This window comes from Actinomyces radicidentis (assembly GCF_001553565.1).
Classification (GTDB): Bacteria; Actinomycetota; Actinomycetes; order Actinomycetales; family Actinomycetaceae; genus Actinomyces; species Actinomyces radicidentis.
Map to the genome: position 1 here is coordinate 1,210,538 of NZ_CP014228.1, position 21,606 is coordinate 1,232,143.

General features: G+C 71.4%; 16 protein-coding genes, 3 pseudogenes and 1 riboswitch. Of the genes and pseudogenes, 7 read left to right on the plus strand and 12 right to left on the minus strand.

Annotated features, from left to right (window positions below; all coding sequences use genetic code 11):
* Positions 1 to 56: 56 nt before the first annotated feature.
* The 5 genes and pseudogenes from AXF14_RS05075 to AXF14_RS05095 form a co-directional block, all read right to left on the minus strand.
* Positions 57 to 1,363, minus strand: a pseudogene (locus AXF14_RS05075) (ISL3 family transposase).
* 483 nt (positions 1,364 to 1,846) lie between these two features.
* Positions 1,847 to 2,170 carry a hypothetical protein gene (locus AXF14_RS05080; protein ID WP_067941381.1) on the minus strand — a complete coding sequence of 108 codons (324 nt, stop codon included), beginning with the start codon at positions 2,168 to 2,170 and terminating at the stop codon, positions 1,847 to 1,849.
* A 141-nt stretch (positions 2,171 to 2,311) separates the two neighbouring features.
* Positions 2,312 to 3,355: an ACR3 family arsenite efflux transporter gene (gene arsB, locus AXF14_RS05085; RefSeq protein WP_236756018.1), complete on the minus strand. Its 1,044-nt coding sequence runs from the start codon at positions 3,353 to 3,355 to the stop codon at positions 2,312 to 2,314.
* A 336-nt stretch (positions 3,356 to 3,691) separates the two neighbouring features.
* Positions 3,692 to 5,086, minus strand: a complete 1,395-nt coding sequence (locus AXF14_RS05090) for an FAD-dependent oxidoreductase (protein ID WP_067941385.1) — start codon at positions 5,084 to 5,086, stop codon at positions 3,692 to 3,694.
* A gap of 27 nt (positions 5,087 to 5,113) precedes the next feature.
* Entirely contained in the window at positions 5,114 to 5,461 is a 348-nt protein-coding gene (locus tag AXF14_RS05095; protein WP_002546835.1) for an ArsR/SmtB family transcription factor, read from the minus strand.
* Positions 5,462 to 5,573: 112 nt separating this feature from the next.
* Here AXF14_RS05095 and arsD point away from each other — a divergent pair, with 112 nt between their 5' ends.
* Positions 5,574 to 5,996, plus strand: coding sequence for an arsenite efflux transporter metallochaperone ArsD (gene arsD, locus AXF14_RS05100; RefSeq protein ID WP_150118426.1), 423 nt, complete (start codon positions 5,574 to 5,576; stop codon positions 5,994 to 5,996).
* Between the two features lie 28 nt (positions 5,997 to 6,024).
* The gene (arsA, locus tag AXF14_RS05105; protein ID WP_067941389.1) at positions 6,025 to 7,782 is read left to right on the plus strand and encodes an arsenical pump-driving ATPase; all 1,758 of its coding nucleotides are present in this window, start codon (positions 6,025 to 6,027) and stop codon (positions 7,780 to 7,782) included.
* A gap of 91 nt (positions 7,783 to 7,873) precedes the next feature.
* On the opposite strand, the pseudogene AXF14_RS05110 reads toward arsA, so the two are convergent.
* Positions 7,874 to 8,314, minus strand: a pseudogene (locus AXF14_RS05110) (ATP-binding protein); the annotation flags it as partial.
* A pseudogene (gene istA, locus AXF14_RS05115) lies at positions 8,290 to 9,931 on the minus strand (IS21 family transposase). The pseudogenes istA and AXF14_RS05110, both read right to left, overlap by 25 nt.
* Before the next feature lie 412 nt (positions 9,932 to 10,343).
* Between istA and AXF14_RS05120 the strand changes: the two are divergent.
* A complete protein-coding gene (locus AXF14_RS05120; RefSeq protein ID WP_067941391.1) occupies positions 10,344 to 11,708 on the plus strand; it encodes a M20 family metallopeptidase in 1,365 nt (454 codons plus the stop codon).
* 171 nt (positions 11,709 to 11,879) lie between these two features.
* On the opposite strand, the gene AXF14_RS05125 is transcribed toward AXF14_RS05120, so the two are convergent.
* Entirely contained in the window at positions 11,880 to 13,601 is a 1,722-nt protein-coding gene (locus AXF14_RS05125; protein ID WP_067941393.1) for a DUF885 domain-containing protein, read from the minus strand.
* A 214-nt stretch (positions 13,602 to 13,815) separates the two neighbouring features.
* On the opposite strand from AXF14_RS05125, the gene AXF14_RS05130 reads away from it, so the two are divergent.
* Positions 13,816 to 14,472: a low molecular weight protein-tyrosine-phosphatase gene (locus tag AXF14_RS05130; RefSeq protein ID WP_067941394.1), complete on the plus strand. Its 657-nt coding sequence runs from the start codon at positions 13,816 to 13,818 to the stop codon at positions 14,470 to 14,472.
* A gap of 102 nt (positions 14,473 to 14,574) precedes the next feature.
* Here the strand turns inward: AXF14_RS05130 and AXF14_RS05135 are convergent, their stop codons facing one another.
* The 3 genes from AXF14_RS05135 to AXF14_RS05145 all read right to left on the minus strand — a co-directional run bounded on the left by AXF14_RS05135 (position 14,575) and on the right by AXF14_RS05145 (position 17,619).
* Complete coding sequence (locus tag AXF14_RS05135) at positions 14,575 to 15,477, minus strand: S8 family serine peptidase (RefSeq protein WP_067941396.1); 903 nt, start codon at positions 15,475 to 15,477, stop codon at positions 14,575 to 14,577.
* 42 nt (positions 15,478 to 15,519) lie between these two features.
* Positions 15,520 to 16,035, minus strand: a complete 516-nt coding sequence (locus tag AXF14_RS05140) for a hypothetical protein (RefSeq protein WP_067941398.1) — start codon at positions 16,033 to 16,035, stop codon at positions 15,520 to 15,522.
* 465 nt (positions 16,036 to 16,500) lie between these two features.
* A complete protein-coding gene (locus tag AXF14_RS05145; protein ID WP_067944041.1) occupies positions 16,501 to 17,619 on the minus strand; it encodes an alpha/beta hydrolase in 1,119 nt (372 codons plus the stop codon).
* A gap of 252 nt (positions 17,620 to 17,871) precedes the next feature.
* Positions 17,872 to 17,962, plus strand: a riboswitch (SAM riboswitch).
* On the opposite strand from AXF14_RS05145, the gene AXF14_RS05150 reads away from it, so the two are divergent.
* The 3 genes from AXF14_RS05150 (at position 17,956) to AXF14_RS05160 (ending at position 20,761) form a co-directional block, all read left to right on the plus strand.
* Entirely contained in the window at positions 17,956 to 18,999 is a 1,044-nt protein-coding gene (locus AXF14_RS05150; RefSeq protein ID WP_067941400.1) for a methionine ABC transporter ATP-binding protein, read from the plus strand. (Overlaps the previous riboswitch by 7 nt.)
* Entirely contained in the window at positions 18,996 to 19,742 is a 747-nt protein-coding gene (locus AXF14_RS05155; RefSeq protein WP_067941402.1) for a methionine ABC transporter permease, read from the plus strand. The genes AXF14_RS05150 and AXF14_RS05155 overlap by 4 nt, the downstream gene beginning before the upstream one ends.
* Positions 19,743 to 19,792: 50 nt before the next feature.
* Positions 19,793 to 20,761: a MetQ/NlpA family ABC transporter substrate-binding protein gene (locus tag AXF14_RS05160; RefSeq protein WP_067941404.1), complete on the plus strand. Its 969-nt coding sequence runs from the start codon at positions 19,793 to 19,795 to the stop codon at positions 20,759 to 20,761.
* 145 nt (positions 20,762 to 20,906) lie between these two features.
* Here AXF14_RS05160 and upp read toward each other — a convergent pair whose 3' ends face one another.
* Positions 20,907 to 21,545, minus strand: coding sequence for a uracil phosphoribosyltransferase (gene upp / locus AXF14_RS05165; RefSeq protein ID WP_067941406.1), 639 nt, complete (start codon positions 21,543 to 21,545; stop codon positions 20,907 to 20,909).
* Positions 21,546 to 21,606: the final 61 nt, after the last annotated feature.

Below are 21,606 nucleotides of genomic sequence, written 5' to 3' on the forward strand. Positions count from 1 at the left end.
TCAGACCGTCATGGCATCCTTCAGACACGCGCTTGGCGCCGAAGTTGAGCGGCTCTTCACAATTCGGGGTGTATGTGTGGTCTGAATCCGCCGGCTTCGAGGAGTGCGCGGGCGATGTAGTTGGTGAGGTTGCGGAAGCCCAGGGCCAGGCCACGCAGGTGCTCGAGGCGACCGTTCACGGCTTCGGTAGGTCCGTTGCTCGTGCGCGGCCGGTCGAAGTATGCCAGGACGTCGCAGGCGCGTCTGGTCAGGGTGGGGCCGAGCTTGCGCAGTTCTACCAACGCCTCAGGCACACCCTCGGCGAGGGCGTCGATCACGGGACTCATCTCCACGCGGCCAGCTGCCCTGTCGGGGTGACGGTAGGCGCAGATCATGGGCTGGTAGATCCCCCAGGTGCACTCGACTTGCACGTGCCGGTCCCCAGCGAAGAGCTTGTCAAGGCGCTCGTGCTGGCGGTCGGTGAGCAGGTCAGCCCCGGTGCGCAGGGTCGGCCGCGCGGTGTAGAGCGGGTCGCCCTTGCGTCCGCGGTGTCCGTGCAGTTCCTGCTGGACCCGGCGGCGGCACTCATCGAGAGCGTCCCCGGCCAACCGGATGACGTGGAAGGGATCCATAACCGTCACGGCGTGCGCCAGCTCCTCGGTGGTGGCGGTCTTGAAGCCCGCGAACCCATCCATGGCCACGACCTCGATCCCATCGCGCCAAGCCTGGTCCCGCTCGGCCAGCCAGTCCTTGAACGCCTTCTTCGACCGGCCTTCGACCACGTCCAGCAGGCGTGCCGGGCCGGTGTCATCCCTGATCGGGGTGAGGTCGATGATCACGGTGACGTACTTGTCACCGCCCCGGGTGTGCCGCCACACGTGCTCATCGACCCCGACGACCTTGACACCGTCCAGGCGGGTCGGGTCCTCGATGAGCACACGCCGGCCCTCAGCCAGGACCGCGTCGTTGGCGGTGTTCCACGCCACGCCCAGTCCTTGGGCAACTCGGGCCATCGTCAGGTGGCCGACGACGATCCCGACCAGCCCCCACCACAGGCCGGCGCGGGAGATCTTGGCCCGCGGCGGCGCCGCGGCGGTGGTGTCCTGAGGCCACACGTGCGAGCACTCCTTGCAGCGGTAGCGGCGCGCGGTGAGCACCAGCGTGGTAGGGCGCCACCCGAACGGCTCGTGCGCCAACTGCCTGCTCACCGTGTCACGGGGCACGCCCTGGCAGCCGCACCGCCTGCACCAGTCGTCCGGCTCCACGACCCGGCACGTCAGCACGGACCGGTCAGGCTCGAGCAGCTGGCCGGTGACCTCCACACCGAGGCCGTCGAGGCGGGTGAAGGTAGTCAGGTGGGGCGCGTGAAGGTAGCGTCAGGCACGTCGAGGTCTTCCGGACGGGTTGTGTGAGAACTCCCATCATCGGAAGACCTCGACCCTCACCCCGACACCGACGCGCCGCCCCAGGTCGCACCACAGTTACACCCTCATCTGTGAAGAGCCGGGAAACGTGCACCCCGCGTGAGCGGGGATGATCCGGTTAAGCCCCCGCCCATTCGTGACACACCCCAGTGCACCCCGCGTGAGCGGGGATGATCCGCGTCACCGGTGGTCGGGTTGTCGATGTGCCACGTGCACCCCGCGTGAGCGGGGATGATCCGTCGATCTGAATGGAGGCCTCGCGCACCTTCGGGTGGCTGTGTCAAGCTAACCCGGCCCCGGAATGACGGCCTCAATTGGCTCCACCCCGTTACGTGCGGACAGGATCCGTTCGGGATCGGATAGCGGACACCTACCCGCCCGGTTTCGAAGCGAGCCAGCAGGCCCGTGGCACGCGCGTGGGGTTGCGTGCCATGGGGTTGGTGTCAGTGCTGGGGCGGAAAGCGCCTCTTGACGACCCCGCGGGTCACGCCCTTCCAGTCGGTGTTGTCGGTGGCGATGGTGCCCCGTGTGGTGTCCCTGTAGCCGGCCTCGTCGATGTGGGTGGCCTGGCGCGTGGTGTAGTTCCACGGCGCGCCGCTGGCTTCGGAGGTTCGCGTGGCAGCCGCTTCGGGGGCGGGCTCTTGGCGCTCGGGCTGGACGGCCGACGCTTCGGCCTTGGGCTGGACGGCGGGCGCGGGGGTCTGCGGGGTGAACGGGCTGCGTCCTGTGTCGATGGTGTAGCCGTCGACGGAGGTGTAGCCGCGCATGGTTCCTTCCTGGGTTGATCGTTCTAGCGAATGGGTTGGGGTTGGACGTTCGCGGGGGCGGTCGCCCGGGGTCGTGTGGTTGGCCGGGTCACTGGGTGGGTGGTGTGGTGATGGGCGCTCCTGTGGGGGTGAGAAGGCTGGTCAGTGCTGGCTGTCGACGGGGTAGTGTTTGCGCAGCCAGAGGCTGATGTAGACGAGTCCGATGAGTGCCGGGACCTCGATCAGGGGGCCGACGACGCCGGCGAGGGCTTGGCCGGAGGTGACACCGAAGGTGGAGATGGCGACGGCGATGGCGAGTTCGAAGTTGTTGCCGGCGGCGGTGAAGGCGAGGGTGGTGGTGCGTTCGTAGCCCAGGTGCAGACTCCGTCCGAGCAGGTGGCCGATGCCCCACATGACCGCGAAGTAGACCAGGAGCGGCAGGGCGATGCGGACGACGTCGAGGGGGCGGCTGGTGATCTGTTCGCCCTGCAGGGCGAACAGCACGACGACGGTGAACAGAAGCCCGTACAGCGCCCAGGGGCCGATCTTCGGCAGGAAGCTGTGCTCGTAGGTTTCGCGGCCCCAGGCGTTCTCGCCCAGGGTGCGGGTCAGGTATCCGGCGACCAGCGGGATGCCGAGGAAGATCAGGACGCTCTTGGCGATCTGCCAGGCGGAGACGTTCAGGCTGGTCTGCTCGAGGCCGAGCCAGGAGGGCAGGGCGGACAGGTAGAACCAGCCGAGCGCGGCGAAGGCGACGACTTGGAAGATCGAGTTGATCGCGACGAGCACGGCGGCCGCTTCGCGGTCACCGCAGGCCAGGTCGTTCCAGATGATGACCATGGCGATGCAGCGCGCGAGCCCGACGATGATCAGGCCGGTGCGGTAGGTGGGCAGGTCGGCGAGGAAGGTCCATGCCAGCGTGAACATCACCAAGGGACCGACGACCCAGTTCAGCAGCAGGCTGGAGACCAGCATGCGCCGGTCGTGGGTGACGGTCCCGAGCCGGTCGTATCGGACCTTGGCGAGCACCGGGTACATCATCACGAGCAGCCCGATGCTGATGGGCAGCGAGACGCCGTCCACCTCGACGGCGGCCAGCGCCGTGCCGATGCCGGGGACGACACGGCCCAGCAGGAGCCCGACGACCATGGCCGCGAGGATCCACACGGGCAGGTAGCGATCGAGCGTGGACAGCTGCTGCGCCACGGGCGTCCGGGTCGGTGTGGACGGTGGTTCGGTGGTGTTTACGGCCATGACTACCTCACATTGACGATCATCGATATGAACGTCCCTCATCATATAGACAACCGTCAATATGGCAAGTCACGGGGTGTTCGTCGTCGAGATTCAACCCTTTCGGGTGCGTCGGGGTGCGGCCATGGGCTAGGCCGGGTGGAGGTCACCTGTCATGGCGGGGGTGGGGATGGCTTGGCGGCGGCGTGCTGACGATTGGCCCGTCGGGGGTGTGGGCGGGTGGTGAGCGCGCGCTGAGGAACGCCCCCGGGGTTCACGCTCGGCGGGGGCGCTCATTACTGCAGGGGGTCAGGGTTGGGTGCGAGTGCTCGCTGGCTGGTGCTGGGTCACCCATGCCTGCGCGGCGATCTGGATGGCGTCCCAGGGCGAGCCCAGCGGCGGTGTGTAGGCGAGGTCGAGGTCATTGATGCCGGCCACGTCCATGCCGTGGAAGAGCGCGGTGGCGTAGGTGTCGACCCGCTTGGCGGTCCCGGTGGTCAGGTGCCCGACGAGCTGGGCACCTAGCAGCCTGCCGGTGGCGCGGTCGCCGGTGATGCGGATGGTGATGGGGTGGGATCCCGGGTAGTAGGCCTTGTGGTCGTCGGGCGCCGAGGTGGTGCTGGCGGGGTCGAACCCGGCGGCGATGGCTTCGTGCTCCCGCAGCCCGGTGCGGGCTGCGACCAGGTCGAACACCTTGAGCACCTGGGTGCCGATGCTGCCCGCGAATCGGGCGTTGCCGCCCAGCGCGTTCTCGCCGGCGACCCGTCCCTGTTTGTGGGAGGTGGTGCCCAGTGGGAGGTAGGTGGTGCCGAGCAGGCGATGGTGGGTGGCGACGCAGTCGCCGGCGGCCCACACGTGTGGCAGGCCGGTGGCCATCGTCTCGTCGACGAGCACCGCACCGCGGGGCCCGGTCTGGGCTCCAGATCGGACGAGCAGGTCGGTCTCGGGGGTGACACCGACCACGACCAGAACGAGGTCCACATCCCACGACAGGGCTTCGCCGTCTCTGGCCTGACCGGTCACGTGCAGGCCGTCAGCACCCTTGGCTATGCCGGTGACGCTCGTACCGGTGTGGATATCGACCCCGTGCCGCACGAGTTCGGCATGGACGAGGGTACCGAGTTCGGGGTCGAGGGTGGACAGTACCTCTGGGGCGGCCTCGACCTGGGTGACGTGGATGCCGCGGGTGGTGAGGCCTTCGGCCATCTCCAGGCCGATGTAGCCGGCGCCGACAACCAAGGCGGTGCGCGGCTGCAGCTTCTCGAGGGAGTCGCCCAGGGCGAAGGTGTCGCCCATGGAGTGCAACAGGTGGACGCCGTCGGCGGCGCCGAGGGTGTCGAGTCCGGTGATCGGGGGACGCACGGGCCGGGCGCCGGTGCCGACCACCAGCGCGTCGTAGTCGACCAGGGCGGGGGTGTCGTCGGGTCCGATGGCCTCGAGCTGACGGGCGTCGACGTCGATGCGGGTGGCGCGCGTGTCGAGCAGCAGGTGCAGGCCCGCGGCCTCCAGGTCGGCGCGGGTGCGGTGTGCCAGGTGGTGCCAGTCTCCGACCTCGCCGGAGATGTAGTAGGGGATCCCGCAGATGGAGAAGTTCGGGTAGGCGTCGGCCACCACGACGGTGACCTCGGTCGACGGGTCGAGTTCGCGGGCACGTAGCCCCGCGGAGATGCCGGCATCGCTGCCGCCGACGCACACAACGTGCATGGGGTTGTCCTTTCGGGTCGCCGGGCCTCAGCCCAGCATGGCGAGGTACTCGTGCAACGCGGCCAGCCCTTCGGGTCGCGGGGTGAAGTGCGCCCACTTGCCGCGCATTTCCTTGTCCACCAGCCCGGCCTCGACCAGCTTCTTCAGGTGGTGTGACAGCGTCGGCTGGGTCACGCCGAACACCTCGGGCATGTGACACGCGCACACGCTGGAGCACCGGCTGGCCGCGATGTGGTGCAGGATCCGCAGCCGCACCGGGTCAGCGAGCGCCTTGACGACGAGCGCAACCCGTTCCGCCTGCTCCATCGAGATCGTGCCGCCACCCGGCGCGCAGGCCTCGGCGGCGGCCATCGGGGCTTCCAGCAGTTCGGTCATGCAGACATGCTACCCGCTCATATTGACACCTGTCGATATGTGTGCCACGCTCACTCATATCGACGGTCATCAATGCGTGATGGTCGTCCTCCACCCGAGTCGGAGGTTTCCCATGCCCGTCATCCGTGTCTTCGAACCTGCACTGTGTTGCAACACCGGGGTCTGCGGCCCCGACCTCGACCAGGAGCTGGTCGACTTCACCGCCGCGGTCAACGCCCTCAAGGCGCAGGGGGTGGATGTCCACCGCGCCAATCTGGCCAGCGAGCCGGCGCAGTTCGCGGAGCACCCCGTGGTCGTCAAGTTCCTGCAGGCCGCCGGCTCCGAGGGGCTACCCCTGACGCTGGTCGACGACGTCACCGTGCTGGCCGGCCGCTACCCGCGCCGCGACGAGCTGGAGCGCTACGCCGGCCTGAACCCGACGAAGGACGCCCAGCCCCAGGGCGGATGCTGCGGCCCGCAGCAGGAAGCCCCCGCCGCGTCCACTGGCTGCTGTGGGCAGCCCGCCACTACCAGCACCGTGTCCGGCTGCTGCTGACCCCGACTCGAGCTTTCAGGAGATTGTGGTGACCCAGTTTCTCGACAACCCGCCCCGGCACTTTTTCTTCACTGGCAAGGGCGGTGTCGGCAAGACCAGCATCGCGTGCGCCACGGCCGTGCACCTCGCCCACCAGGGCAAGCGGGTGCTGCTGGTCAGCACCGACCCGGCGAGCAACATCGCCCAGGTGTTCGGTGCCACCATCGGCAACAAGATCACCCCGATTCCGCAGGTGCCCGGCCTCGACGCGCTGGAGATTGACCCCGACGAGGCCGCTGAGGCCTACCGCAACAAGATCCTGGAACCGGTGCGCGCGGTCCTGCCCATCAAGGAGATCGAGGCCATCACCGAGCAGCTGTCGGGCTCCTGCACCACCGAGATCGCCTCGTTCAACGAGTTCACCGACCTGCTCGCCGACACCCAGGCCACCGCCGGCTACGACCACGTCATCTTCGACACCGCCCCCACCGGCCACACCATCCGCCTGCTGCAGCTGCCCGGCAACTGGACCAGTTACCTTGACAACGGCAAGGGCGACGCGTCCTGTCTGGGGCCCATGAGCGGGCTCGAGAAGAACCGCGCCACCTACCGCGCCGCCGTCGAGGCTCTCACCGACCCCACCAGCACCCGCCTGGTGCTCGTCGCCCGGGCCCAGCAGTCCACGCTGCGCGAGGTCGCCCGCACCCTGGACGAGCTCGCCGAGCTCGACATCCACGCCGCCAACCTGGTCGTCAACGGCGTCTTGCCCGCCGCGGCCGCCACCGACGACCTGTCCCGCGCCATCCACGACCGCGAACAGGCCGCGCTCGCTGCCATGCCTGCCGCCCTGGCAGCCCTGCCGCGCGACACGGTGAGCCTCAAGAGCGTCAACATGGTCGGCCTGGAGGCGCTCGCCACCCTGTTCCACGACGAGGACGCCCCGCAGGCCGACGCGCAGGACACCGGCGGGCAGGGCATCGGCCAGCAGCCGTACCTTGCCGGCCTGGTCGACCAGCTCGCCGAGGCCGACCATGGGCTCGTGATGACGATGGGCAAGGGCGGTGTCGGCAAGACCACCGTCGCAGCCGCCATCGCCATCGCCCTGGTGCAGCGCGGCAAGAAGGTCCTGCTCACCACCACCGATCCCGCCGCGCACCTGTCGACCACCCTCGGCAACGACGTCGACGGGCTCGAGGTCAGCGCCATCGACCCTGAGAAGGCCATCCAGGAGTACCGCGACCACGTCATGGCCTCCAAGGGCGCCAAGCTCGACGACGCCGGCCGCGCCGCCCTCGCCGAGGACCTCATGAGCCCCTGCACCGAGGAGATCGCCGTCTTCCAGCAGTTCAGCCGCGCCGTGAACAAGGCCCGCGACCAGTTCGTCATCATGGACACCGCCCCCACCGGCCACACCCTGCTCCTGATGGACGCCACCGGTTCCTACCACCGCGACATCACCCGCCACCTCGACGACGACCAGCGCGGCCACGTCACCACCCCGCTGATGCGGCTCCAAGACCCCGACCACACCAAGATCATCGTGGTCACCCTGCCCGAGACCACCCCCGTCACCGAGGCGCAGGCCCTGGCCAGCGACCTGGAACGCGCCAACATCCACCCGTGGGCGTGGGTCGTGAACAACTCCCTCGCGGCAGCCCACCCCAACAGCCCACTGCTCGCCACCCGCGCACGCTCCGAGCAACAGCAGCTGGACGCGGTGGCCGCCACCACCAACCGCATGGCCGTCATCCCCACCCAGACCCGCGAACCCGTCGGCACGCAACAGCTCACCGCTCTCAGCAACTGACTCAGGGAGTGACGCCTACCCGCCGGACCCAACTGGTGGATCCGGCGGTAGGCGACTGCCTCTTTGCAGGGTGCCACCCGGCCTGTCGGGCTCGGGTGTGGGCGAGGCGGTAGGAGTTGGTGCCGGTTTCGATGATGGTGGCGTTGTAGGTGAGGCGGTCGACGATTGCTGCGCACAGGCGGGGGTCGGTGAAGGTGTCGGTCCAGGCGGAGAAGGACTGGTTGGAGGCGATCGCGATGGCGTTCTTCTCCTCGTGTTCGGTGAGGACCTGGAACAGAAGTTCGGCGCCTCGCCGGTGGAGTTCCATGTAGCCGAGCTCGTCAATGACGAGGAGGTCGACGCGGCCGTAGCGGTTGATGGTCTTGGTGAGTTGTTTCTCGTCGGCGGCTTCGACGAGCTCGTTCACGAGCCGGGTGGCGAGGGTGTATCGGACGCGGTAGCCCTGTTCGGCGGCGGCGGTGCCGAGCGCGATGAGCAGGTGGGACTTGCCGGTGCCGGAGTCCCCGATCAGGCACAGGGGGTCGCCGGGGCGGGGTCGGGTTGGCGTCGGCGCAGGAGTTCGTCGTAGGCGGTGACGGTGGGCAGGGGCCGGGGGTCTTCGGGCAGGTGCGCGATGACGTGGTGCGGGTTGGTGGGGCGTCGGGGTGGCAGGTTCACGACCGTCTCGCCCCTGGTCGGGCTGGCTGGGGCGGGTGTGTGGCCGGTGGCATGGCGGCGGGCTTCGACGGCGACGACGTCGGGGCTGATCGCGCCCACCGACAGGGCCGAGGTGATGCCGGCGATCACCGCGTGGGACGGGAGGGATCGGTGGAGCAGGAGCGCGTCGATCAACGCTTGGGTCCCGGCCACGTCGCCGCTGGTCTTGCGGGCTGCGGCCCAGAACGCGTCGTGGGCCGCGGTGAATGCTCCGGCGGCGCGGGCCTGCGCGAGGGCGGTGGAACCGGGGAACGCGCCGGGCTTGTGCCGCAGCACTTCGAGGTAGTGGTCCAGCTCGACCCGGGTCACGCCACGGGTGCCGAGGCGAGGGTGGGTGGCGAGGACGGTGCGGCCCTCGAACACGACCACGCACGAGGCCCGCGGGGACACGCGGACGCGTTGGCCGATGAGGTGCGCGGGGACGGAGTACTTGACCATGCGGACGGTGATCAGGGCGGAGCGGTCGACGCGGGGGTGCAGGATCAGGCCGGGGTCGAAGTCGTCGGCCGGCAACGGTGCCAGGTGGGGCAGCTCGGCGTGGTGGTCCTGCCCGATCGTGCTCGCGTGCCCGGTGATGCGGCGGGTGTTGTCGTCGTGCTCCCAGGCGCGGATCTTGTCGTTGAGATCGTCCAGGGTGGCGACTTCGGGCATGGGGGTGAGGTGGTTGCGGCGGAACCATCCGACCTCGCCCTCGACGCCGCCCTTCTCGTGGACGCCGTCGATGCCGGGCTGGCAGTAGAACGCGTCGAAGCCGTAGTGGGAGCGGAACAGCACCCAGCGTTCGTTCTCGTCGCGTAGCCGGTCGCCGCCGTGGATGACCTGGACGACGGCGGAGGTGAGGTTGTCGTAGCGGATGTGGCGGGTGGAGATGCCGCCCAGGGCATGGAAGGCCTCGATGTGTCCTTCGAGGAAGGCCTCCTGTCCGCCGGTCGGGTAGACGCGGTGGATGGCCTTGCCGGAGCGGGACAGGCGGTAGACGAACATGTGGCACTTGGTCTTGACGCCGTCCAGGATGACGTAGACCTCGCCGAAGTCGACCTCGGCCTCCGCGCCGGGGGCGTGGTCCTGCGGCACCATCGCCTCCACCCGGCGCCCGGCCTCCAGATCGATCTGCGCGCGCCTGACCCGGACGTAGTCGCGCACCGTGGAGTAGGACAGGTCGGTGGCGCCGTGCTCGTCGCGCAGCCGGGCCAGGATCCTGGTCGCGGTATGGCGCTGCTTGCGCGGCGCGGTCAGGTCATAGGTGAGCGATCTCGTCGATCGCCGGCTTGTACGGGTCCAGGCGCGGTGCTGTGCGGACCGGTTTCTTGCGGGGTGGGGGTTCGGCGGCGGCGAGGGCCTGGCGGACGGTGCGGCGGTGGACTCCGTGTTTGCGGGCGAGCTCGCGGATGGACAGGCCATCGACTCGCGCGTCGTGGCGGATGTCGGCGTACAGCGGCACTCGTGATCCCATCTTGGCTCCCTTGCCCCTGGCGACTGGTTCCCAGTGATGGGGACCAGCGTGAAGGGGTGGGGCCAGTTCAGACCGTCAACACCCCGGCAAGTCGCACGCAGGGCCAGATCAGGCCGTCACAACGGGGCCGAACCAAGCTGGCACAACCATTCGGGTGCACCCCGCGTGAGCGGGGATGATCCCGTGCGGCCCGCGCCGGTGGGCATGGTGGGGCCATGCCCCCCAGCGTAGGCGGGTGTGCCCTAGCTATCGGCACAGACGGGGTCGACGCTTGGAGCCCAATCTGGGCTTCGGCCGAAGCCTCTGACTGAGTGAGTCGCGCTTGCGACGCTGGTAGGTCAGCCCTGTTCCATCGTCTGCGGACGAGGGCGCAATCGCTCGTGGGATAGCGACCGTCAGAGAGAATGCCTGTATGACCCAGATCCGCGACCTGTCCCAGCCCACCACCCCTGACGACGCCGTCCAGCGCCTCATGGCCCAGGAGACCGAGGAGCGACGCGCCACCGCCGCCCCGCCCGAGGCCCTCGGCGAGAGCCAGGGCGCCGACGCTGCCCTGCGCGAGCGCCTCGGTGCCGCCGTCGCGGCGCTGCGCGGCGAGATCCTCGAGCTCTCCCACGACGTCCACGACCACCCTGAGGTCGGCTACACCGAGCACCACGCCATGGCCGCCGTCGCCTCCCTCCTCGAGCGCCACGGCGTCGCCTTCGAGCAGGGCGTCTACGGCATGGAGACCGCGCTGCGCGCGCAGATCGGCTCCGCCGACGCCGGTGCCCCGACGATCGCGATCCTGTGCGAGTACGACGCGCTGCCCGGCATCGGTCACGGCTGCGGTCACAACGTCATGTGCGCTAACTCCGTGGGCGCCTTCCTCGCCCTCGCCGAGCTCGAGGCGGCCGCCCCCGGCACCCTGCCCGGCCGCGTCATCCTCCAGACCACCCCCGCCGAGGAGTCCGACACCGCTAAGGAGCGCCTTGCCCTGGCCGGCATGCTCGACGGCGTCGACGCCGCCATCCAGACCCACTCCTACGCCCGTGACGTCGTCCACCAGACCTGGCTCGGGGTGCGCCGGATGCGCGCCGTCTTCACCGGCGTCCCCTCCCACGCCTCCTCCCAGCCCTTCATGGGCCGCAACGCGCTCGACGCCGCCACCCTCGCCCTCACCGGCATCGGCCTGCTGCGCCAGCAGATCCTCCCGATGGACCGCGTCCACGCGATCGTCGTCGACGGAGGCCAGGTCCCCAACATCATCCCGGAGCGCACCGAGCTGTCCCTCTTCGTGCGCTCCAAGCACCTCGAGACCCTTAAGGACCTCGTGGGTCGGGTCGAGGACGTCCTGCGCGGCGCCGCCCTCATGACCGGCACGGGCCTGGAGATCCTCACGCCCGACTACTCCAGCGAGATGCCGGTGCGCCCCAATGGCCCCCTGTCGGCCGCCTGGACCCGTTCCCAGCGCGAGCGCGGCCGCGACCCGCTGCCCTTCGGCGTCCTGTCCGAGACGGTCGCCGCGGGGACGGACTTCGGCAACGTCTCCCAGCGCGTGCCCGGCATCCACCCGCTCATCGGCGTCACCTCCGGGCCCGCCGTCGCCCTCCACACCCGCGAGATGACGGCGGCCGCCGGCTCCGGGACGGGGGACGCCGCGGCCGTCGACGGCGCCTACGGGCTCGCCGCCGTCGCCCTGGACTGGCTCGTGGACCCCGCGCTGCGCGAGGCCGTCCGCGCCGACTTCGAGGCGAGCGGCGGCGCCGTCGACGTCGCCCGCTTCTGGGACAACTGACGCGGTCCCAGGATCTGCGGCCGGGGCCGCCCCGCCCGGTGGCATACGCAAAACCGGCGCTCTTGGCCCCGATCTGCGGGTCTTCTCCGCAGGTCGGGGCCAAAAGCGCCGGTTCGGCTCGGGTTGCGGCAGATGCTCGGGCGTCTGCGTCCCGTCGCACCCCGCCCCGCGTCAGCCCTGCGCCGGCACGAGCGCGTCGCGCATGACGTCCAGGCCCACGCTGCCCAGCGACAGGGCCCGCGTGTGGAAGCTCTTGAGGGACTCCCCGCGCGCCAGGCACGCGTCGCGCGTCTGCTCCCACAGGCGCTGCCCGACGGCGTAGGACGGCGCCTGCCCCGGCCAGCCGAGGTAGCGGTCCAGCTCGAAGCGCAGGAAGCCCTCGCTCATCGCCACGTTGTGCCGCAGGAAGGCCCACGCGGAGTCGTGGTCCCACGCGCCCTCACCGACCCCTGGCAGGGACGCCAGCTCGGCCGGACGCTCCTTGCCCAGGTGCACGCCGATGTCGAGGACGACGCGCGCCGCCCTCAGCCGCTGCGAGTCGAGGACGCCCATGCGGTCCCCGTCCTCGTCCTGGAAGCCGAGGTCCGCCATGAGCTGCTCGGCGTACAGGGCCCAGCCCTCGCCGTGGCCGCTCACCCAGCAGGCCAGGCGCCGCCAGGAGTTGAGCCGGTCGCGCAGGTAGGTCTGGATGCCGAGCTGGAGGTGGTGTCCGGGCACGCCCTCGTGGAAGACGGTCGTCTTCTCCTGCCAGGTCGCGAAGTCCGTCGTCCCCGCGGGCACGGACCACCACATGCGGCCCGGCCGGGAGAAGTCGTCGGACGGGCCCGTGTAGTAGATCCCGCCGGTCTGGCTCGGGGCGATGCGGCACTCGATGGTGCGCACCGGCTCCGGGATGTCGAAGTGCGTGCCGTCCAGCGCGGCCATGGCGCCGTCGGCGGCCTCCTGCATCCAGGCCTGGAGGGCGTCGGTGCCGTGGAGCTGCCGGGCCGGGTCCGCGTCGAGGCGGTCGAGGGCCTCGCGCACGCTCACCCCGGGACCGTAGAGCCGCTCGGCGATGCCGCGCTGCTCGGCGTCGATGGCGGCGAGGCGCTCGCGGCCCCACTCGTAGGTCTCGTCGAGGTCGACGACGGCCCCCAGGAAGCGGCGGCTGGCGCGCTCGTAGCGCTCGCGGCCCACGCCGTCGGCCTCCCCGGCCAGCGGCAGGATCTCCCGCTCGAGCACCTCGGCGACCTCCGCGTAGCCGGCGCGGGCGACGGCGGCCGCCTCGGCGAGCTCGTCGGTGAGCGCGGTGGGCAGGGCCTCGCCGTCGGCGGTGACGGCGGTGCGCAGGAGGTTGGTGAAGGAGGACGCGGACTCCCCGGCCTGGTCGCGGGCCTGGCCGATGACGGCGCGGACCTGGCGGGCGGCGGCGACGTCGCCGCGGGAGGCGGCCAGGCGCAGCGACTCGGCGTAGCCGGTGAGCGCGCGCGGCACGTCGCGCAGGCAGGAGGCGAAGTCCTCCCAGTCGCCGGTGGTGGCGGTGGGCAGGTTGTCGAAGCCGTCGCGGATCGTCTGGACGGGGGAGGTGAGGACGTTGAGGTAGCTGAGGTCGTCGCCGGCCTCGGAGTCCTCGAGGTCGATGCCGAGGCGCTCGCGCATCGCGGCCACGGTGACGGCGTCGACGTCGTCGGTCGGGGTGACGCCGTCGAGGGCGCTCAGGGTGCGGCGGGCGAGGTCGTCGCGGGCGGCGAGGCCGGCGGGGGAGTAGTCGTCGAGCGCGCCGCGGTGGCCGGGCAGCCCGGTGGCGACGGCGAACTCGGGGGAGAGGGTGGCGAGGCGGTCGACGTGGTCCTCGGCGACGGCGTCCACGGCGGTGGGGGTGCGGGGTCCCTCGGGCAGGGCGGGGTTGGTCATGGGCAGAGCGTAGGTGAGGGGCGTGGAACGGGACGGACCGCGGCCCGGGGCGCGGTGCCGCACGGCCGTGGGGAGGCGCCCCGGAGGTCGCACGGTCGGCCCCGGGGTCGGCGCCCGGCCGTGTGACCGAGGTCGCGAGGCCGTTCGCGCGACGTTGGCGGGGCGTTCGGGCGTCGTTGCCCGTCCGTTGGGTCCCGGTTGAGAACCTCGGGGCATGAGCGAGACCCTGGTACGCGTGTCAGCCACCATCACTCCCTCCGACTTGCCCGAGCCCCTCCGCACCGACGGCCCCTACCGGGTCGCCATGGTCTGCACGGGCAACATCTGCCGCTCCGCCATGGCGGAGGTGGTCCTCGCAGGCCGCCTCGCCGGCGACGGCGTCCCGGACCGCGGCCCCGACGGCGTCGCGGTGACCTCCTCGGGCGTCTCCGACGAGGAGCTCGGCAACCCCATCGACCGCCGCGCCCTGCGGACCCTCGCGGCCGCCGGCTACGGCGAGGGCGACGACGCCGCGGCCGCCGCGGCCGCCCGCGCCATCAGCACCCACCGCGCCCACCGCGTCAGCGACGAGGAGCTGCGCGGAAGCGACCTCCTCCTCGCCATGACCTCGAACCACCTGCGCGAGCTCACCCGCCGCGCCGAGCGCCTCGGCGTCGACACGGACCGGATCCGCATGTTCCGCTCCTACGACCCGGCGGCGCTGGCCGAGCGCCAGGTCATCGCGGACGGCTCGCGCGCTCGCTACTCCCTGGACGTGCCGGACCCCTGGTACGGGACCCAGGCCGACTTCGAGGACACCCTCGAGGTCGTCGAGCGGGTCGTCGGCGCCCTCGAGCCGGCCCTGGCCGAGGTCGCCCGAACCCGCCGCTGACGGCGCAGCACGACGACGGCGGGCCGTCCCGGGGTCTCCCGGGACGGCCCGCCGTGCCGTGGGCGCCGCCGGTGGCGCCGTGCTCGGCCGTGACGGCGCGACTCAGTCGCAGCCGAAGATCCGGCAGTAGTAGTACTCGCCGATGCCGCGGCCGCCCGTCGGGTTGCCGGTGTTGGTCGTCGGCGTCGGAGCCGCCGTCGGCTCGGTCGTGGCCGGGGCGGTCGGCTCCGGCGCCGGGGTCGTGCCGGCGACCGAGGCGACGGCCGCGGCGGCGTCGATGATGCCGGTGCCGCAGGTGCCGGCACCCGTGTCGCAGCTGGCGAGCGGGTAGCTCGTGTCCTGAAGGATCCGCGTGGCCTCCGCCGTCGTGAGCGAGGGCTTGATCTGGGCCATGAGCGCGATGGTGCCCGCGACGTGCGGGGTGGCCCGGCTCGTGCCCTGCATGTAGCCGTAGTCGGCCCCCTGCGGCGTGGTGGTGCCGGAGTCGACGGTGGAGAGGATGCCCTCGCCGGACTTCATGTCGCCGCCGGGAGCGGAGACCTCGACGGTGCTGCCGTAGTTCGAGTAGTAGGCGCGGGCGCCCTGGTCGCCGGTGGAGCCGACGGTGATGACGCTGTCGCAGTTGGCGGGGGTGTCGTCGGCGGCGTCGTCGTCCTCGTTGCCGGCGGCGATGACGATGATCGAGCCGCGCTCGGTCGCTGCGTCGATGGTCTCCTGGTAGTAGCTCGGGCAGTAGCTGGCCGAGCCGCCCAGGCTCATGTTGATGACCTTGGCGGGGTTGTCGTTGTCGGGCACGCCGTTGACGTGGCCGCCGGAGGCCCAGGTGATGCCGTCGACGATGTCCGAGGAGGAGCCGCCGCACAGGCCGAGCACGCGGACGGGCTCGATCCTGGCGTTCGGGGCGACGCCGGCGGTGCCGGTGAAGTTGCTGGTCTGCGCGGCGACTGTGCCGGCGACGGTGACGCCCTCGCCGGTGGCCCTGGACCAGGCGGCGGTCGCGTTCATGCCCCAGCTCGAGGCCGGGCCGAGGTCCCACTGCTTGGAGAACTAGGTGTCGTTCGGCGTGCTGAGGACGGCGAGCGCCGTCATGACGATGTCGGGCTGGACGTACTCGACGGAGGGGTCCGAGCTCAGCGAGCTGACGAAGGCCTGGGCGTCCGCCTCGTCCAGGGTGCTGGAGAGCTGGACGGAGGCGAGGTCGCCGGAGTGGGCGGTGACGGCCTCGACGTCGACGTCGGCGCTCGTGGCGTCGGCGGCCTCGTCGATGGCGGTCGTCGTGGCCGCGGGCAGCTCGCCCTCGACGTCCGTCCCGGCGGACTGGGCGGTGAGGACGTCGGCGGGCTCCGAGTCCGCCTTGTGCTTGACGATGTAGGCGTTCGAGGTCGCCGCGTCGTCCGTGGTGCTCACGGCGGTGCTCGTCGTGTCGACGGGGTCCGTGGCGGGGGCGGCGGTCGCCTGGCCGGCGATCGCGGGAGCGGCGGCGGACAGGGCTCCGGCCGCGAGGAGCCCTGCCGAGGCGGCGGAGAGCAGCGTGCGCGCCCTCCTCGGTGCGAGTGTTCTCATTGGATTTCCTCCTGAGGGGATGGCCCGGGGTGGGCCCGACGGCGGGTCGAGGGAGCCCGCGGGACCAGATCGGTCACGAAAAGGTAACGACACCGATCCATATGTGGCCATAGGGAAAACCAAGAATTTGATAAGTTGCTAAATGGGGTGTGGCGGGACCTCGCCACGCGCCGCTCCCGCGGGCGGTCCCCACGCTCCGACGACGCCCGTGCGCGTCAGGGACCGGGTGCGGGTGCGCCTCGCTGGGGGCTTCGTCGCCGGTTGCCGGCGCGGCCGGCCCTGGAGCCCGCGTCGCCCGGCTCGCCCGTCATCGCGCGACGACGGCCATGCTCCCCGCAGGCTCGCGCGGCCCATGCGCACAGGTGCCGCCCAGCGCCCTCGCGGACGCCGCCCGGCGCACGCACGTCGCGCGCACGGGCCGTGCAGGAGGGGTCGGCCGGGCCCGGGCGCCGGCAGGAGCCCGTCTCAGCCGAGGCGCGCCCGCAGCCAGCCCGTGAGCGCGGCGAGGTAGTCGCTGCGCGCCGGCTCGGGGGAGAGGACCAGGTCGTGGACCCCGCCCGGTACCTGCCGCAGGGTGACGTCGTCGCCCAGGTAGGGCGCGCGCGCGATCATCTGGTCCACGTGCAGGACCACGTCGCTGCACAGCGCGTCCTCGCGCGTCGGGTGGTCCCCGCCCGACGTCGTCGAGCAGCACAGGAGCACCGGCACCGTGATCCCCAGCCCGTGGTGGACGTCGCGCTGGAGACGACGGATCCCCGCCATGAAGCCCGCCCGCGCCGGGAAGGAGGGGGAGGGCTTGAGCGTGAGGTCCCAGTCCCACTCCCCGCCCCACCGCTGGTGCAGGACGCGGGCGTAGAGGTCGTCCTCGACGTCGCCGAGCGCGGCGCCCGCGGCCCAGTCCGTGCCCGCGCCCTCGCCGAGGACCTCGTCGCGCCGGCCGGCCAGCTCGGTGTCGCGCTGCGCGGCCAGCGGCGAGTCGACGATGATCCGGTCCGGGTCGCGGCGCGCCATGAGGTCGATCGCCGCCGAGCCGTAGGAGCGCATGAGCCCGCCGGCCTGGAGGTCCAGCCACGGGGAGTTGAGCGTGACGGCGTCGACCGTGCCCGGGTGGTCCGAGGCCCAGATGACGGCCGAGAGCCCGCCGGTCGAGTGCGCGTTGAGGACGACGACGTCGTGCCCGTGCTCCTCGCGGATGATGCGCAGCGCCTCGGCGATCTCCTCGTCGTGGACGCGCAGGTCCCGCACGTCGTGCGGGGAGCGGTAGCCGAGGCCGGCGCGCCCGCAGGCCCGCAGGTCCAGCCCGTAGAACTCGTAGCCGGCCCCGAGCAGCGCGTCGGAGAGCCCCGTCTGGAAGAAGTAGTCGTTGCGGCCGTGCAGGTAGAGGACGGCCCGCGAGTGGCGCGGCGACTCCCCGGGGGCCGTGGCGGCCTCGCGCTGGTGGACGAGGACGGCGTGGTCGGCGCCGGGAGCGGCGTCGGAGACCGTGACCGGGATGCGGCGGGCCACCCAGGGCTCCCCGAGGATGTCCTCGGCGACGTCGGCGCGGGCGTCGTCGGTGGTGGTGCGCGGGGTCTCCAGGATCATCACGGAGGGATCCTGGCACGCGCCCCGGTGCCCGGGGAGGGGCGACGCACGCGACCGCGAGGTCGTCACGCAAACGTGCCCGCACCGGGACCGGCCTTAGACCGACCGTGCGCACGGACCGGGTGCGGGACGGCCCCGGGCCCCGGGCCCTGCGCGGGGCCGCGGAGGAGCCCGGTCGATCCGCGTGACCTTCGTCCCCCTGAGCGGACGGGGCTTGCCCCTGTGAGCCGAGCCGCCTAGCGTCCTGCCTTGAACCCATCCAGAGCAACCGAGAGACCTGGCTCGTCGACGTTGCAGCAACCCCCGCTCGCGGTGAGGGTGCTTCCGCCAGGACCGATGGAGGAACGAGTGAGCGCATCCCCCGCCCCGACGACGGCGGCCGACGGCCGCATGATCTCCCTGCGCGACGTTCACAAGGTCTACCGCCTGCGCGACGGCTCCGAGGTCCGCGCCCTCGACGGCCTCAGCCTCGACGTGCCCGCGGGGTCCATCCACGGCATCGTCGGCACCTCCGGCGCCGGAAAGTCGACCCTCGTGCGCTGCCTGACCAGCCTCGAGCCCGTCACCTCCGGGACCGTGAGCGTCGCCGGCAAGGACATGTCCTCCCTGTCCGCCCGCGACCTGCGCGACGCCCGTCGCAGCATCGGCATGGTCTTCCAGCACGCCAACCTGCTCGACCAGCGCACCACCGCCCAGAACATCGCCTACCCGCTCGCCATGGCCGGCGTGAGGTCGGGAGAGCGCCGCGGCACCGTCGAGCGCATGCTCGAGCTCGTGGGCCTCGCCGACCGCGGCAGCTCCTACCCCTCGCAGCTCTCCGGCGGCCAGAAGCAGCGCGTCGGCATCGCCCGCGCGCTCGCGGACCAGCCCGCCGTCCTCCTGTGCGACGAGCCCACGAGCGCCCTCGACCCGGAGACCACCCGCTCGATCCTCGAGCTCATCCGCGACGTGCGCGACCGCCTCGGCGTCACCGTCGTCATCATCACCCACGAGATGAGCGTCGTGCGCTCCATCTGCGACTCCGTCTCGCTGCTCGAGGCCGGCCGCATCGTCGAGTCCGGCCCCATCGAGGAGGTCGTCGGCGACGTCACCTCCCGCCTGTCCCACGAGCTCGTGCCGCCGCCGGCCGTCCCCGAGGACGCCGTGGGGGCCCGCGACGCCGTCGTCGACGTCGCGCTCGTCGCCCACCCCGGCCAGCCCGCCGCCTCCCAGGTCCTCGGCCTCGTCGCCCAGCAGGGCGCCGACGTCGCCGCCGGCGTCTTCGAGACCCTCGGCACCGCCCAGGTCGGCCGGCTCGCCCTCACCATCCCCGCCGAGCGACGGGACGCCCTCGTGGACGCCCTCACCGCCGCCGGCGTCCACGCGGAGGTCCGCCGATGAGCACCCTGACCGCCCTGGCCGCCTCCCTCGCCGTCAAGACGCCGGGCCTCGACACGGTGCTCGCCGCCGCGGACGACCGAACCTGGTTCAACAACCCGGTCATCCAGCGCAAGCTCGGCCAGGCCACCTGGGAGACCATCGAGATGACCCTGGTCTCCGGGATCATCACCGTGCTGCTCGGCCTGCTCCTCGGCCTGGCGCTCGTCACCACCGGCAAGCGCGGCCAGCACCGCAACCGGGCCGTCTACGAGATCCTCTCGCAGATCGTCAACATCGGCCGCTCGATGCCCTTCATCATCCTCATGGTCGCGATCGTGCCGCTCACCCGGCTCATCGCCGGGACGTCGCTCGGCTGGCAGGCCGCCTGCGTCCCGCTCACCATCGGTGCCATCCCCTTCTACGCGCGACTGGTGGAGACGGCCATCAACGACGTCGACCACGGCAAGGTCGAGGCGGCCCTCATGATGGGCGCCTCCGGCAGCCAGGTCACCTGGGGGGTCCTCGTCCGCGAGGCCCTTCCCACCCTCATCCAGTCCGCGACGGTCACGATCATCACGCTGCTCGGCTACTCCGCCATGGCGGGCGCCGTCGGCGGCGGCGGCCTGGGCGACCTCGCCATCCAGTACGGCTACAACGGCTACCAGACCGACGTCATGGTCATCACCGTCATCACCATCGTCCTCGTCGTCGCGGTCATCCAGGTCGTCGGCGACCTCCTCGCCCGGCTCGTCGACCACCGCTGACGGCGCCGGCCCCACCGTCCCGACCCACCACCCACCCGAAAGGCACTCGCATGTCGCTCACCATCACCCGTCGCTCCGCCCTCGCCGGCGGCCTCGCCTCCGCCGTCGCCCTCACCCTGGCCGCCTGCGGCAACGACTCCGGATCCTCCTCGGCGGACTCCACCGCCTCGGCCGCCTCCGACGCGACGGCCGTCGCCTCCGAGGCCCCCTTCTACGCCGCCGCCACGGCCGCCCCGGCCGGTGCCGTGGACGTCAAGGACGTCGCCACCAAGGGCATCACCGTCTCCGGCGACACCGCCACCATCAAGGTCGGCGCCTCCCCGGAGCCGCACGTCACGATCCTCCAGTGGGTCCAGGACAACCTCACCGCCGGCACCGGCATCTCCCTGGACATCACGTCCATCAACGACTACCAGACGCCGAACTCCTCGCTGGGCGACGGCTCCCTGGCTGCCAACTTCTTCCAGACGCCGAACTTCCTCAAGCAGCAGATCGACGACAAGGGCTACGACTTCACGGCCACCGCGAAGGTCCACATCGAGCCCATGGGTCTGTACTCTTCGACCGTGAAGTCGGTCGACGACATCCCCGACGGCGGCACCATCATCCTCAACAACGACCCGGCCAACACCGCCCGCGGCTTCCGCCTCCTCGAGACCGCCGGCCTCATCACGGTGGACCCGAGCGTCGAGCTGCTCACCGACGTCGACGTCACCGAGAACAAGAAGAACCTCAAGTTCAAGACGGTCGACGGCGCCCAGGTGGCCCGCTCCATGGCCGACGCCGACGCCGCCTGCATCAACGGCAACTACGCCCTCGAGGCCGGCCTGTCCCCGAAGGACGACGCCCTCGTCCTCGAGCCCGGCGAGAACTCGCCCTACGCCAACGAGCTCGTCGTGCGCACCGCCGACAAGGACAACGCGGCCCTCGCCAAGCTCGCCGCCCTCCTCAACTCCGACGAGCTCAAGAAGTTCATCGAGGAGAAGTGGACCGACGAGTCCGTCATCCCGGCCTTCTGAGCCCCTCTCGTCGAGATCGGGACGTCCTGACCTCGAGATCGGGACGTCCCGAGCCCTCTCGGCCCTCGCGAACGCGCCCGTCGCTCCATCACGGAGCGGCGGGCGCGTCGTTGTTCCCCGTCCGGTGGGCCCGAACAGGGCGACCTCAGTCGACGATGCCGTAGAGGCGGTCGCCGGCGTCGCCGAGGCCCGGGACGATGTAGGAGCGCTCGTTGAGGTGGTCGTCCTCCGCGGCGGTGACGACGGTGACGTTGGCTCGGTCCCCGACGGCCTCCTCGAGGGCCTTGAGGCCCTCCGGGGCGGCGATGAGGCACAGGGCGGTGACGTCGCTGGCGCCGCGGTCCAAGAGGTACTCGATGGCGGCGACGAGGGTGTGGCCCGTGGCGAGCATCGGGTCGATGACGAAGACCTGACGGCCGTCGAGGTCGTCGGGGAGGCGGTTCGCGTAGGTCTCGATCTCGAGGGTGTCGTCGTCGCGGCGCATGCCGAGGAAGCCGACCTCCGCCGTCGGGAGCAGGCGGGTCATGCCCTCGAGCATGCCGAGGCCCGCGCGGAGGATCGGGACGACGATCGGGCGTGGCTCGGCCAGGCGTCGGCAGGTGGTGGTCGTGATCGGGGTCTTGATCTCGACCTCCTCGGTGCGCACGTCGCGCGTGGCCTCGTAGGCCAGGAGGGTCACGAGCTCGTCGACGAGCTGGCGGAAGACGGCGGACGGGGTGGTCTCATCGCGCAGCACGGAGAGCTTGTGGTCGATGAGCGGGTGGTTCGCAACGTGAAGGCGCATGGGGCAAGCCTACGGCGTGGCGGCGGCCACGAACGGCGGACGGGGGCACCGCGCGTGCCGG

Bases quoted from the DNA above. Each gene is read 5' to 3' on its own strand.
- AXF14_RS05145 (WP_067944041.1), bottom strand. From the start codon at position 17,619: ATGATCCTGGAGACCCCGCGCACCACCACCGACGACGCCCGCGCCGAC.
- AXF14_RS05160 (WP_067941404.1), top strand. From the start codon at position 19,793: ATGTCGCTCACCATCACCCGTCGCTCCGCCCTCGCCGGCGGCCTCGCC.
- arsD (WP_150118426.1), top strand. From the start codon at position 5,574: ATGCCCGTCATCCGTGTCTTCGAACCTGCACTGTGTTGCAACACCGGG.
- AXF14_RS05120 (WP_067941391.1), top strand. From the start codon at position 10,344: ATGACCCAGATCCGCGACCTGTCCCAGCCCACCACCCCTGACGACGCC.
- AXF14_RS05095 (WP_002546835.1), bottom strand. From the start codon at position 5,461: ATGACCGAACTGCTGGAAGCCCCGATGGCCGCCGCCGAGGCCTGCGCG.
- AXF14_RS05150 (WP_067941400.1), top strand. From the start codon at position 17,956: ATGGAGGAACGAGTGAGCGCATCCCCCGCCCCGACGACGGCGGCCGAC.
- AXF14_RS05080 (WP_067941381.1), bottom strand. From the start codon at position 2,170: ATGCGCGGCTACACCTCCGTCGACGGCTACACCATCGACACAGGACGC.
- upp (WP_067941406.1), bottom strand. From the start codon at position 21,545: ATGCGCCTTCACGTTGCGAACCACCCGCTCATCGACCACAAGCTCTCC.
- AXF14_RS05125 (WP_067941393.1), bottom strand. From the start codon at position 13,601: ATGACCAACCCCGCCCTGCCCGAGGGACCCCGCACCCCCACCGCCGTG.
- AXF14_RS05140 (WP_067941398.1), bottom strand. From the start codon at position 16,035: ATGAGAACACTCGCACCGAGGAGGGCGCGCACGCTGCTCTCCGCCGCC.
- AXF14_RS05155 (WP_067941402.1), top strand. From the start codon at position 18,996: ATGAGCACCCTGACCGCCCTGGCCGCCTCCCTCGCCGTCAAGACGCCG.
- AXF14_RS05130 (WP_067941394.1), top strand. From the start codon at position 13,816: ATGAGCGAGACCCTGGTACGCGTGTCAGCCACCATCACTCCCTCCGAC.
- AXF14_RS05090 (WP_067941385.1), bottom strand. From the start codon at position 5,086: ATGCACGTTGTGTGCGTCGGCGGCAGCGATGCCGGCATCTCCGCGGGG.
- AXF14_RS05135 (WP_067941396.1), bottom strand. From the start codon at position 15,477: ATGAACGCGACCGCCGCCTGGTCCAGGGCCACCGGCGAGGGCGTCACC.